This window comes from Cellulomonas dongxiuzhuiae, from assembly GCF_018623035.1.
GTDB classification, from domain to species: domain Bacteria; phylum Actinomycetota; class Actinomycetes; order Actinomycetales; family Cellulomonadaceae; genus Cellulomonas; species Cellulomonas dongxiuzhuiae.
The window spans coordinates 557,140-569,380 of record NZ_CP076023.1 but is presented as its reverse complement, the minus strand read 5'-3'; the positions used below and the strand labels follow the sequence as shown (position 1 = coordinate 569,380).

General features: G+C 72.2%; 12 protein-coding genes. All 12 read right to left on the bottom strand.

From position 1 onward, the window contains the following. Positions 1-107: 107 nt before the first annotated feature. Positions 108-2,234, bottom strand: coding sequence for a glycosyl hydrolase (locus tag KKR89_RS02675; RefSeq protein WP_208197154.1), 2,127 nt, complete (start codon positions 2,232-2,234; stop codon positions 108-110). Beyond that, positions 2,231-2,962, bottom strand: coding sequence for an HlyD family efflux transporter periplasmic adaptor subunit (locus KKR89_RS02670; protein WP_208197153.1), 732 nt, complete (start codon positions 2,960-2,962; stop codon positions 2,231-2,233). The genes KKR89_RS02675 and KKR89_RS02670 overlap by 4 nt, the downstream gene beginning before the upstream one ends. Continuing rightward, positions 2,959-4,809 carry a glycosyltransferase family 2 protein gene (locus tag KKR89_RS02665; RefSeq protein WP_208197152.1) on the bottom strand — a complete coding sequence of 617 codons (1,851 nt, stop codon included), beginning with the start codon at positions 4,807-4,809 and terminating at the stop codon, positions 2,959-2,961. The genes KKR89_RS02670 and KKR89_RS02665 overlap by 4 nt, the downstream gene beginning before the upstream one ends. 398 nt (positions 4,810-5,207) lie before the next feature. Continuing rightward, positions 5,208-5,798, bottom strand: coding sequence for an HlyD family efflux transporter periplasmic adaptor subunit (locus KKR89_RS02660; RefSeq protein ID WP_251140984.1), 591 nt, complete (start codon positions 5,796-5,798; stop codon positions 5,208-5,210). Further along, positions 5,788-6,819 (bottom strand): hypothetical protein, encoded by a 1,032-nt coding sequence (locus KKR89_RS02655; protein WP_208197150.1) that lies wholly within the window; start codon positions 6,817-6,819, stop codon positions 5,788-5,790. Before KKR89_RS02655 ends, KKR89_RS02660 begins: the two co-directional genes overlap by 11 nt. 71 nt (positions 6,820-6,890) lie before the next feature. Next, a complete protein-coding gene (locus KKR89_RS02650; RefSeq protein ID WP_208197149.1) occupies positions 6,891-7,478 on the bottom strand; it encodes a hypothetical protein in 588 nt (195 codons plus the stop codon). A gap of 3 nt (positions 7,479-7,481) precedes the next feature. Continuing rightward, positions 7,482-9,821, bottom strand: a complete 2,340-nt coding sequence (locus tag KKR89_RS02645; RefSeq protein ID WP_208197148.1) for a hypothetical protein — start codon at positions 9,819-9,821, stop codon at positions 7,482-7,484. A gap of 7 nt (positions 9,822-9,828) precedes the next feature. Next, on the bottom strand, positions 9,829-10,194 hold the full coding sequence (locus KKR89_RS02640) for a DUF6507 family protein (protein WP_208197147.1): 366 nt from the start codon (positions 10,192-10,194) through the stop codon (positions 9,829-9,831). Between the two features lie 13 nt (positions 10,195-10,207). Continuing rightward, entirely contained in the window at positions 10,208-10,543 is a 336-nt protein-coding gene (locus KKR89_RS02635) for a hypothetical protein (protein WP_208197146.1), read from the bottom strand. Then, entirely contained in the window at positions 10,543-11,574 is a 1,032-nt protein-coding gene (locus KKR89_RS02630; protein ID WP_208197145.1) for a DUF6177 family protein, read from the bottom strand. The genes KKR89_RS02635 and KKR89_RS02630 overlap by 1 nt, the downstream gene beginning before the upstream one ends. Positions 11,575-11,576: 2 nt before the next feature. Then, complete coding sequence (locus KKR89_RS02625) at positions 11,577-11,885, bottom strand: hypothetical protein (protein ID WP_208197144.1); 309 nt, start codon at positions 11,883-11,885, stop codon at positions 11,577-11,579. Positions 11,886-11,899: 14 nt separating this feature from the next. Then, positions 11,900-12,232: a hypothetical protein gene (locus KKR89_RS02620; protein WP_208197143.1), complete on the bottom strand. Its 333-nt coding sequence runs from the start codon at positions 12,230-12,232 to the stop codon at positions 11,900-11,902. Between the last annotated feature and the right edge of the window lie 9 nt (positions 12,233-12,241).

Genomic DNA, 12,241 nt, shown 5'->3' with positions numbered 1-12,241 from the left:
GAGCTGTGAGCCACCTCGGACACGCGGAAGAAGGCCGACGGGGCGTCCCGTCGACCTTCTCCGCGTGCGCCGGGCGCCCTCCCGGCCGTGCTCAGGGCGCTCGGGCGTCAGGCCCCGTGGGCGGCGAGCCAGGCGAGCAGGTAGGCCCGCGAGCTGCCGTCGTCGATCGAGGTGTCAGGCAGGTCCAGCGCCTCCTGCCAGGCGGCCGTGGCCTCCTCGGCGCCTGCGAGCGCCCGGTACATCAGCAGGTAGTCGCCGAACATGACGTCCGGCCCGGCGGGTGCCGCCTCGTCGACGGCCGCGAGGATCGCGGCCGGTTCGACGTCCACCGCGAGGTAGTCCGACACCGGGCCCATGGGGATGAGCAGGATGCCGAGCATCGCGCTGGGCTCGGGGCTGAACCACGTCGCCCAGTCGCGCTTGCCGCCCCAGTTCAGGGCGACGACGCGGTGCTCGAACCCGTCCATGACGGGGTCCTCGAGATCCGGGTCCGTCCAGTAGTCACGCGCGGACGCGGCCTCGGTCGACGTGAGCCAGGTGGCCTGCGTCAGCAGGTCGTCCTGACCCGACGCCTTCGCCCACAGCCCCAGGCCGTTCCAGGCGTTGACGGCCTCCGACGCGGACTCCTGGTTGTTGCCGTCCGCGAACGGTGACGTGCCCGACGCCCACGCGTGACCCGCGTACGGGTCGAACGTGCGCAGCTGCGGCAGCTCGTCGGACGGCTGCGCGGCCGCGATGTCGGCGGCGAGCACGTCCATCACGGGACGCAGGTCGTCGACGAGGTCGGGGTCGTCCGCGCCCAGCAGGCCCGCTGCGGACAGCAGGTACCCGTAGTGGAAGTGGTGGTCGTTGAGCTCGTGGGACCCGAACGACGGGGTCCGTCCGATGACCGACCGCGCGGACTCGTCGTACACGAAGCAGCGTGCGGCGCGCTCGTCGCAGCCGGCCGGCTCGGACCACTCACGCAGCGCGTCGGCGACGCGCGTGCGCAGGGCCGCGACGGTGTCGTCGGCGCCGAGCTGCTCGCCCAGCACGACGAGGGTCGCAGCCCGGTACAGGTGCTTGCCGCCGTAGTACGTGTCGGACGCGAACGCCGCGGTGCCCGCCACGTCCTGCTCGAGCTGAGAGAGGATCGCGTCGCGCCGCTCGTCGGTGATGCCCTCGAGGTCGAGGGCCCCCGTGGGCTGCACGGTCGGCGCGTAGGACGTGAGGGTCGAGCCGGCGCACAGCTCGAGCGTGCCGTGGACGCTGCGGTACGTGCCGAGCCCGCACCCCTCGCGCTCGGGCTGCTCACCGGTGGTGTGGTGGTGCATGAGGACGTACGCGCTGGGCGTCGAGCCCGCGGTGCGGTACGTGAGCGTCGTGCGCGCGACGTCGTCGCCGACGCCGTAGGTGACGTCGACGCCCACGACGGGGTCGACGGCCGCGGCCGCGAGGATCCCCGCAGCATCCGCGGAGGCGTCGTCGGGCAGCGCGTACCAGCCGGCCGTCGCGCCCGCGGGCAGCGCGAGAGTGCCGCCGTCGAGGGTGCCGCCGGAGGTCGCGAGGCCCCAGGTGGTGCCGGCGACCTCGGCGGTGGCGACGCCGTCGGTGAGTGCACCGAAGGCGGCACCCGACGTGAGGTCGATGTCCGCTGCGGCCGTGAACGACACGAACGGCGATCCCGCTGCGATGGTGACATCACCCAGCGGCGCGCCGGCCGCGTCGAGCAGGCGCGTCGTCACGGCGACCGGATCGGCTGCGACGACCTGCGCGGACGCAGCCCCGGCGTCGACCGTGACGGCCGGCACGTGGGGACCGATGACGGCCTTGGGGCTCGTCACGGGGTCCGGCAGGCCGACCGTGAACCCGCTCGTGGTGAGCGCGAACGACAGCGGCAGCGGGAAGACGGGGAGCAGCTCCTCGCCGAAGACGAGCCCGGAGTACCAGCGGTTCGACTGCGGGACGAGCCCGTCGGCCAGGCGGACGGGGTTGATCTCCGCGTCCGCCGCCTGCGTGAGCGCGCCGGTGAGCGCGGCCGCGTCGACCTCCGGGGGTGTGGCGTCGTCGGGTCCGACGACGGGGGACGCCGGCGCACCCCCGCCCGGACCTCCTGAGCCGCCCGCGGCCGGCGGGACGGCGTCGCCCGCCCAGGGGCGCAGGACGAGGAGCACGACCGCGACGAGCGCGGCGACGGCGGCCAGCACGACAACCAGGCGCATGCGACGCGGGTTGTCCGCCCCGATCGCCGTCATCGCCTCAGCCCGTCGACGTAGGTGCGCAGGCTCTCGGCGACGGTCGTCACGACGCCGTCGTTGGTCAGCTTGATCTGCGTGACGACGGGCGTCCCGGCCGAGACGAGCCCGTTGGCCGCGCCGTCGACGAGCGTGTCGCTCGCGATGCGCACGACCGCCTGGGCCTGACCGTCGACCGTGGTGACGTCGACCTGCTCGACGTGACCCTCCAGGGTCGCCTCGTTGGGCAGCATGATCGTCACGTCCGCACCGCCCGGCAGGCGGGCGTACTCCTTGGCGGTCAGCGTGTACTCCGCCTGCACGTGCAGCATGCCCTCACGCTGCACGGTCGCGAGCGTCGAGGCCGGCGGCACGAACGTGCCGCGTGCGGCGGCGACCTGCGTGAGCCGTCCGGCACCGCTCGCGAGGACGACCAGGCGGCCGTTCTCGTCGAGCTGCGTGAACTCCGGCGGGTCCGAGACCAGCCCGTTGGTCAGGTCGTAGGTGAGGCTCGCGGAGTCGATGACGAAGAGCGGGTCGCCCTCGGCGACGACGTCGCCCACGTCGACGAGCTGGTCGGCGACCAGGCCCGCGTAGGGAGTCCCGACGGCGTACGTCTCGGCGAGGATCTGTGCGGAGTCGCTGGTCGCGCGACCGCGGGAGTCGTTGAGGTTGAGCGTCGCCACGGCGGCGACGGCGAGCACGAGGAACGTGCCTGCGAGCAGGCGGATGCGGCTGGCCCAGGTCATGAGGTCGCCTCCCGATCGGTGGGTGTTGACAGTTCGGTACGTGCGGTCGGTGTGGCGGCGGTGAACGGTGTGGCGGCTGAGTACGGTGCGGGAGCCCGGTCGGACCCGACGAGTGCGAGGCGAGCCCCCTCGTCAGCGGGGCCGGCGGCCACGCGCTGCGGGTCGGCCTCGGCCCGCCGCCGACCACGCGCCTCGGTGCGCTGCCGGACGCGTGCCGCGGCCCGCGCGCGACGGCCCTCACGCCAGGCGGTGACGATGAACCCGCCGAGGATGAGCGTGTTGGTGGCGTTCCAGGCGAGCGCGAGCGTGAAGTCGCCCGAGGCGTACGCCTTCCACAGCGCGACGACCGTCGTCACCAGGAGGAACTGGAACGCCAGGACCTGCGGCAGCATGAACGCGAACGGTGAGCGGTAGGCACCCTTCCGACCGGTCACGTGCCAGGCCTGCTCGCGGCGCATCACCGCGTTGACCAGCGCCCGGACGTAGATGGGGAACGACACCGCTGCGAGCAGCAGCACCTCCCACCGGAACGACCCGAGGGTGTAGAAGGCCAGCAGGATCTGCATGACGTAGAACCCGGCGTAGTACAGCAACCAGGTCGCCGGGGTGATCGTCAGGTTCATCGGCGACAGGTCGAGGTAGATCTCCAGCGGCGGCACCAGCAGCAGCAGGAGCGGTGCGATCCCGGTGAGGTAGTGCGTCGCCGTCACGAGGTACGCGATGCGCTGGTCCATGGTGAGAGAGCGCTTCCGCGACAGCGGGTTGTGGGTGAGCATGATCTCGAACCCACCGGTCGCCCAGCGCAGCTGCTGCTTGGTGTAGGCCTCGACCGTCTCGGGGGTGTCACCGATCGCCAGCGTCGTGGGGATGTAGATCGTGCGCCAGCCGGCCTCGTGCAGCATGAGCGAGGTCCACACGTCCTCGGACTTCGAGTCGGTGTAGATGCCCCCGACGGCGTCGACGGCCGCGCGGCGGTAGATGACGTTGGTGCCGACGCAGAACGCGGCGTTGAACCGGTTCCGGCCCGGCTGCACGTACCGGTAGAACATGGCCTGCATGTACCCCGCGCCGCGGCTGATGACGTTGTCGTAGTTGCCGTACGTCTGCGGGGTCTGGACGAACGCGACGTCGGGGGCGGCGAAGAACGGGACCGTCTCGTGCAGGAACGCCGGCAGCGGCACGAAGTCGGCGTCGAGCACCATGAAGTACTCACCGCGGGCCAGGGACAGCGCGTGGTTGATGTTGCCGGCCTTGGCACCACCGGAGGACAGGCGCCGCACGTAACGGGCACCCAGCTCGGCGGCCAGGTCCCGGACCTCGTCCGAGCGGCCGTCGTCCAGCACCCAGGTCTGGTGCTTGCCCTGGATCCGCAGGGCAGCGGTCACGGTGCGGCGGATCGTCGCGAGGTCCTCGCCGTACGTCGTGATGAACACGTCGACGTCGACCGGCCGGTCCTCGACGTAGATCTGCCAGAGCCACGGCTCGTCCTCGGCGCCGTCGGCGAGGATCTCGGCCAGGTCGTACAACCGCTCCTGGGCGTGGTGGAACGTGAAGCCCCGCGGGTTCGACCCGGCGGACAGGATCGTCCACATGGCGAGCAGCGCGTGCGCCACCAGAACCGTCTCCGCGACGATGACCAGCACATACGGCAGCCAGTCACCGCGGTTGCCGGGGTTGAGCAGGAACGCCGCGTACACCACGGTCCCCGCGGCGGCCAGCAGCACCAGCAGCATCAGCGACGGGCTCTGCGAAGCCTCGCTCTCGGCCGGCCGCGTGCTCTGCGGCCGGACCCGGCTGTCGTCGGTATGTCTCGGGTCGAGGATGAGTTGGTCGAAGGGTGTGGCCACAGTCGCTCCCAGGCGTCGGTGTGACGGCGACCCCAGGTCGAGGCCGCTGTCGCGTGTACGACGGCCTCGTTGACGCCTGCTGCACGAGATTTCGACGCCCGGAAGGTCCGGGTGGAGTGGTGCTGTCGTCTCTCGTGGTTGCCTTCGACCGTACGAGCGGGATGCCGGGGGCTCGACTCGGGACGTGCCACGCACACCCCTGCCCGGATCGTGCCCCCGTGCGTGGCGGGCCTCCGCCGCCGCCCCGCGCCGGGGCCCCACGATCGCAGCCGCGGGCGCTCGGCCGCCCGCCCGGGGACGGGCCACGGGTCGCACGACGGCCGTCGGAGCGACGACGCCACCCCGCACGGGGGCGCGACGCCCGCGGCGCGGGCGGGACCGAGCCGGGGTGCCGGCCGTCAGTCGCGCAGCCCGGCGACGTACGTCGTGAACATCCCGTCGACGTAGGACCCGACCCCGTCGACGTAGCTGCGGACCTTGGTGGCGACAGACGTCACGGGACCGTCGTTCGTGAACGTGATCTGCGCGATCACCGGTGTACCGGCGGAGATGAGGCCGTTGTCGGCGCCGTCGACCAGCTCGGCGCTCGCGACGCGGACGACCGCCTGGGCCTGCCCGTCGACGGTCGTGACGTCCACCTGCTCGACGCGACCCGTGAGGGTCGACTCGTCGGGCAGCGTGATCGTCACGTCCGCCCCGTCGGGCACCCGCGCGTACTCCTTGGCGGTGAGCGTGTACTCGCCCTGCACGTACAGCGTGCCCGAGCGCTGCACGGTCGCCAGGGTCGACGAGGACGGCACGAACGTGCCGCGCGTCGCGGCGACGTCTGTGACGCGTCCGTCACCGCTCGCGAGGACGACGAGCCGCCCCTCCGCGTCGACCTGCGTGAGCTCCGGCGGTTCGGAGACCAGGTCGTGCGCCAGGTCGTACGTGAGTCCCGCGGAGTCGATGACGAACAGCGGGTCGCCCTCGACGACGTCATCGCCCACGACGACGAGATGGTCGGCGACCGGGCCCGCGTACGGCGTCCCGACCGCGTACGTCTCGGCGAGGACGCGCCTGCTCCAGGAGCGGGCTCTGCGGGTCGTGCTCATCTGGGGACATCGCTGAACACCCTTCGTCGGTCCGCTTCGGGGCGGCCTCCCAGACGGCCTCGACCTGTCCCGGGGCGTACGAGGGCCGGCTGTTGGCGTACGTCATGAGCTGGCCGTGCTCGTCGTACCCGAAGGAGTTCGGGGTGCCGGTCTCGGGCATGCTGCCGGGCGCGGGGTGACCGGTGCCGGGGCGTTCAGCGACCCAGAGGTTGTTCTCGGGGTCCCAGACCATGTGCCAGCCACGCGTGCCGTCGGCGCGGGTGGCGAGCAGAGGCTCGCCGGTGCGGTGGTCCACGGGCTGCCCGTCGGCGTTGCGCGGGGCCCGGTCCAGGGCGTCACGCACGTCGTCGGGGGTGTAGTCGGGGTTCGGAGCTTCGGCCTGCGGGACCGTGGACGCCGGCTCGTCGTGCGGGGACCACAACCGGCCCGGCTGCTGCGGAGACCCGGCCGCGGGACCAGGCGCCGCGTCGGGACCACTGCCCGGCGCCTCGGGCTGAACGCCATCAGGCGCGTCGGCCCGCGGCCCGGCGGGCGCCTCCGCACCCGGCGCATCCGGTGCGGCGACACCCGGTGGGGGCGGCGCGTCGGCGCGCGGTGCGGGCGGCGCCTCGGCGCGCGGTGCCTCGGCGCGCGGGGTGTCGGCGCGCGGGGAGTCGAGGACCGCGGTCTCCCGCGGGCCGAAGAACGCGTCGCGCACCGGAGTACGCCCCGCCGTCCCGGCCGACGTGGCCGAACCCTCGGTCATCGCGTTGAGCAGCCCCGCGAACGGGTTGGCCCGCACCCCGGCCCCAGCACCGGCCACCGCGACCTGCGGCCCGAACCCGCCACCGAACCCGTCCAGGTCGAACTTGAACGCGGTCCGCAGCCCGGTGACGACCTTGACCCCACCCTTGACCACCCACGACCCGCCCTGCACCGCGAACTCCGAGACCGCCCCGGAGATCCGGGCGACCCGCCCGCCGACACCGGCGCCTTGACCCCTGCTGCTCAGCGCCCCGGCATACCACCCGGCGGCAGCCCGTAGTCCGGGTCCGCCAACAGGTCCCACTGACCGAACTGCGGCCAGTCCATCCAGAACCCCGACACCGGCGCCTCGGTCATCCGCGCCACATCCACCGTCGGCTTGGACCGATCTGTGAACTCCACGAAGCCAGTACCGTCCGGCTCGAACTTCGCCGTGTACTTGTGCGTCGACTCGCTCTGCCGGTGGAAGGTGTCGTCGTCGGGGTAGACGTACTCCGTGGTGATCCACCGCCACAACCGACCCTCACGCGCGTCGTAGTCCGTCGACCGCCAGATCGACCCACCACCGGGTGTGAAGAACCGCACCCGGACCCCCGTGTGACCCACCCCAATCACCCACCGCGGACGCAGCTGCCCCTCGGCGTCCCGGGTGCCGTCAACCACCGCGAGGTCACCCTTCGCGCGGTCGGCCAACGTCAGGTCGCCCTGCTTGTAGGCGTACCGCAGAGCCGCCTCCTCGGGTCTCAACCACCCGAAACCAGGGATCGGCTGCCGCAGCGTCACGTTCCACCGCCCGACGTACAGCACCTTCTCGTCGCCGACCTGTTCCACCGGTCATTCCACCTTCCCTGCGTCGACTCCAGCATGACGGTAGACCCTGCCGGTGACGTCGCGGATTACCACGTCGTTGAGAGCGGCATGCTTAAGTACAGCAGTTGGGATCTCTCCGTGCTGGACCGGGATCTCAAGGACCATAAGGCCGTCCAGCGGACCGTCGACGATCTCACCTGCACGCGCACCGAACTGCGCGACGTTGCGATCGGTTCCCAGCACCTTCAGGTCGGCGTTGTCGGGGTTGTACTTGCGTACCAGTTCGTCGATATAGCTGAGCGCGGTCCGCTCCTGGACCTGCGCGAGCTGGGTGAGCTTGCGCGAGACGATCTCATCACCCGGGCTGTAGGAGTCCACCCGGAACCGCTGAGCGGTCGGCGGCGGACCGGGGTCGGCGACCTCGACCAGGACCTCGCGGTACTCGTAGCGGTGATAGTTCTCCCAGTTGAACTTCGAACCGTTGAACAGCTGCCGCAGGAACGACCCCTCGTCCTGGCGGGCCGCCAACCGCTCGAACATCGCGATCTTCTCGGCAGCCAGCTTGTCGAACGCGGCCGAGTCGCTGACATCGGCCGCCTGGTCGACCATCTCGTCCAGAACCCGCTCGACGCTCGCGGCGTCCGACAGGTCGACACCCTGCAGCTCGGCGGGCAGGTCATCGCCCGCACCAGGCCCGACCTCAGGTTGCCCACCCAGCGGCTCTGGTCCCTGCGGATCACGCACCGGGGTCCTGTCGGCACCACCGTCCAGCGGGTCACGGACCGCTGGAACCTCGGCTCGCGGCCCGTCCGGCGCCTCAGGACGCGCACCACCGCCCGACCCGTCGACCCGCGGGGTATCCAGCACCTGCCCACGCGACCCACCCGGCACGTCCGCCCGCGGCGCCTCGACCCGCGGACCGTCCACCGGTGCCTCACGCGGGCCGAAGAACGCGTCGCGCACCGGGGTGCGCCCCGCGGTGCCGGCCGAGGTGCTCGGGCCCTCGGTCATCGCGTTGAGCAACCCCGCGAACGGGTTGACCCGCACCCCGGCACCCGCCCCGGCCACGGCAACCTGCGGCCCGAACCCGCCACCGAACCCGTCCAGGTCGAACTTGAACGCGGTCCGCAGCCCGGTGACGACCTTGACCCCACCCTTGACCACCCACGAGCCGCCCTGCACCGCGAACTCCGAGACCGCACCGGAGACCCGCGCGACCCGCGCACCCACCGACCCGGCCTTCAGACCCGCACCGACCTGACCGGCACCGGGGATGAAGAACGTCCCCACCGACAGCACCGCCGAGGTCCCTGCCGCCAGACCGTCCTCCTTCCAGGCGTGCCACCCGTCCTTCGCGTTCGGGTCCCACCCGACCAACGCACCACCCGCGTTGCGCACCGTCACCGCACGGTCGTACATCCACTCGGAGAAGCCGTTGTCGTTGTTGCCCGTCGCCGCCATCCCCGCCGCGACCCACCCGACCGGGGAGGCCAGCACCACGATCGACCCGACCAGGTCACCCAACCCACCCCACGCCTGCCCGTACGCGTCCCCGGAGAACCAGTCCCCGTTCGCCGGGTTGTAGCCCACGATCAGCTGACCGGCACCCTGCACCAGGTCCCTGCCGAACGTGTACGCACCGTTGCCCACCGACTCCCGGCAGTTGCGGTCCTCGACGACCGGCGAACCCCACGGCATCGGGGTCTCACCGGCCGTGAACGCCGCCGCCGGGATCGTCTCGACCGGCACCGTGCACACGTTCGTGTTCAACCCGTTGATGCCGTTCGCGCACGCCGCGACGGCCGCGGACACGTCCGACAGGATCTGCGCGTACTCCCCGAGCAGCCGCGTGTTCTCGTCGACCGAGTCCTGGTCCTCCTTCCAGGAGACCTTGACGCGCCGCTCGGTGACGCCGGGGATGTAGTCCCCGATCCCTCCCAGGTGGTCCCAGAAGCTGGCGTTCGCAGCCGCCGACGCGTCGACCCAGACCCCGCCGACGACGCGCTTGCGGAACGCCGCGGCCCGCCGTTCCAGGTCCGCCAGCCGCGGCTTGATCGCCTCCAGCGCCCCGGCGTACGTGTCCAGGTGCCGTGCCGCGTCGGCGAAGCGCGTGCGCAGGCTGGTCGCCGACGTCACGGCAGGCGACATGACCGTGTAGACCGCCTCCTGCTCCGGCGCGCGGTAGCACGCCGGCAACCGTCCCCAGGTGGTGCTCACCGTCGTCGTGCGGTCCTCCACCGCCTGCCCCATCGTCCGCATCGACGAGGCGGACCGGGTGATCGCCGCGGGGTCCAGGTCCGCCGACTTCGCGGGGAACAGCGCGGGGTTGATCAGGCCGTCGCTCGCGACGCACTGCTCCGTCATCGCCGCCTCAGCCCTTGTGCCCGTGCTGCACGAAGTACGTGAAGTCGCCGCTCTCGGCCGAGCGCAGCAGCTGGGCCTGGTAGCTGCCCGCCATGTCCTCCTGGCCGTTGTTGTACGCGATCACCGCGTTCGCCACACCGACCGTGCCGGCCTGGATGCGGTTGGAGATGTTCGTCAGGTGCCGCATCTGGTCGCCCAGCATCGCGTTCACGGCGGCCGGCACGTCGCCCGTCAGAGGCGCGGCCCAGGTCAGCCCGTCGAGGACCGCCTGGAACTTCGCCTCGGTGAGCTGTTCACCCAGCTCCGCGGCGGTCGTCTGCACGTCGTTGAGGACCGACTGCACGTCGGCCGGTTGGATGCTCCAGCTGCTCACAGGTGCCCCCTGGTCAGATGCGGTCCTTGACGACCCCGCCCACGGCGGCGGCGACGGCCTCGGCCAGCGCGCGTCCGTCGGTGGGGTCGCCGAAGGGGATGGTCAGGTCGGTCCACAGCGCGAACGTCGCCGGCGGGTCCTGCACGGCCCCGGCCGCGTGGGTGGGGTCGAGCACCGGCCGGGACGGGTAGAGCGCGAGGAGCGCGCGCCCGTCGGCGTCCAGGAGCTGGCGCACGAGGCCGTCGTGGTACTCGAGGAACGAGCCGTCGGGGTGGGTGACCGCAGCCGCTCGCAGGACCACCTCCGGCGATGGCGCGACGTCCGAGAGCAGCACCAGCTCGGTGGGCATCAGACCTCCTCGTCCATGCCGACGGCCGAGGCGATCCGCTGCGGTCCCACGTCGTACGCGAACGCCAGCAGCTGCGCCCACAGTCCCACGTCGGGGTCGGAGAACCGCACGACGACCGACGGGGTGCGGCTCGGTCCGAGGATCGACACGTCGTGCCGCTCGACCAGGGCCTCGAGGTCCAGCTGCAGGTCGTGAACGCCGCGCGGGCCGATGACCACCGCCAGCGGCACCTCCAGCGCCTTGGCCGTGGGCCGTTGCACCGGCTCGGCGCCGGCGGCGACGTCGAAGTGCGCGAGGGACACGAACCCGATCGTGGGGCGGAACCGCTCGGCCACGGCGGTGAGCGCGTCGGACGCACGCTCCACGGGTGTCGCGATCTCGCGCGGGTACGCGCCCAGCACGACGCCTCCCTTGGCCTGCTCGAGCACACCGTGCCGGGTGCGGGCGGCCGTGACGTCGACGAACGTGCCCTCGCCGAGGCCGTGCAGCGCCGCGGTGGCGGGCATCCCGGCGCGCGCGGCAGCGGTGACGGTCGGCAGGTCCCACGGCTCGAGCAGCGGCTCGTGCGGCCCCCACGCACCCAGCGGGGCACCCCCGAGCCCGTCGACCAGTGCCTGCGCCAGCTCCCCGACGACCGTCGTCTCGACCGCCCGGGCGTGCGCGTAGACGTCGAACATCAGCACGCCCACCCCGTCGGGTGTCGGGCGGTCGTACCCGGGCAGCCGCTCCCGGTCGGTTCCCGAGCGCTGCCACAGGTCCTCGAACTCGGCGATGCGGTACCCGGACAGCCCGTCGAAGACCCCGCGCTCGGTGCGCACGGCCCAGTGGCCGCCGACGCGCCGCAGCGCGAGCGAGACGAGCGGACTCAGCGCCGCGTCGCCGTTGGTCACCAGGACCGGGCGCAAGCCGTCGGTGGCAGCGACGTCGAGGAACGTGGCCAACGGCGCCGTGAGCAGCACCCGTCGCGTGCGTGCCGCCCACAGGACGTACCGGTCCGTCCACTCGTCGGCCACCGGGTGGACGACGTGCACGCTCAGCCCGGGATGTAGGAGGCGGCGCGCTGCAGGCTGCGGCGCGCGACCTCGTCGTTGTCGGCCAGGGAGTTGCGGATCGCGGTGATGATGCCGCGCACCTCGGTGCCGGCCGCGTTCCACTGCGCCTCGACCGCCGCGTACTGGTCGGACACGCCGTCCGCCTGGTACACGGCCATCGCGGCCTTGACGTCCTGGTCGCGACGGGCCAGCGCCGCCTCCAGAGCGGCCGCGGCGCGCTCGAAGTTGGCCTGGGCGCCCTGCGAGGAGGCGATGTCGTAGTCGTTGCGGTCCAGCTGGTTGCTCGACATGGAGGTCCCCTTCCTCAGCCGCGCGGGGCGAACTTGGTGGTGTCGGCGCCGGCGAAGTTCGCCGCGCCCTCGGCCGAGTGGTGCGTGTCGGCCCCCTCGTCGGCCGCCGTGACGAACGCGAGGTTCTGCCCGGCGATCGACTCGGTGATCCCGACCAGCGCGTTCGACAGGATCGAGGCGATCTCGTCCGTGCGGCCCTTGAAGGAGTTGAACGCCGCCTTGGCGGTGCCGTTGAACGTGCCCTCCAGCGGCTCGGCCGCCTCCATGAGGTTGCGCACGAGCTGCGCGAGGTCGTCCGACTCGCTCGAGGTCTTACGGCCCAGCACCTGCAGTGCGTCGGCCTCCATGGCGAACTT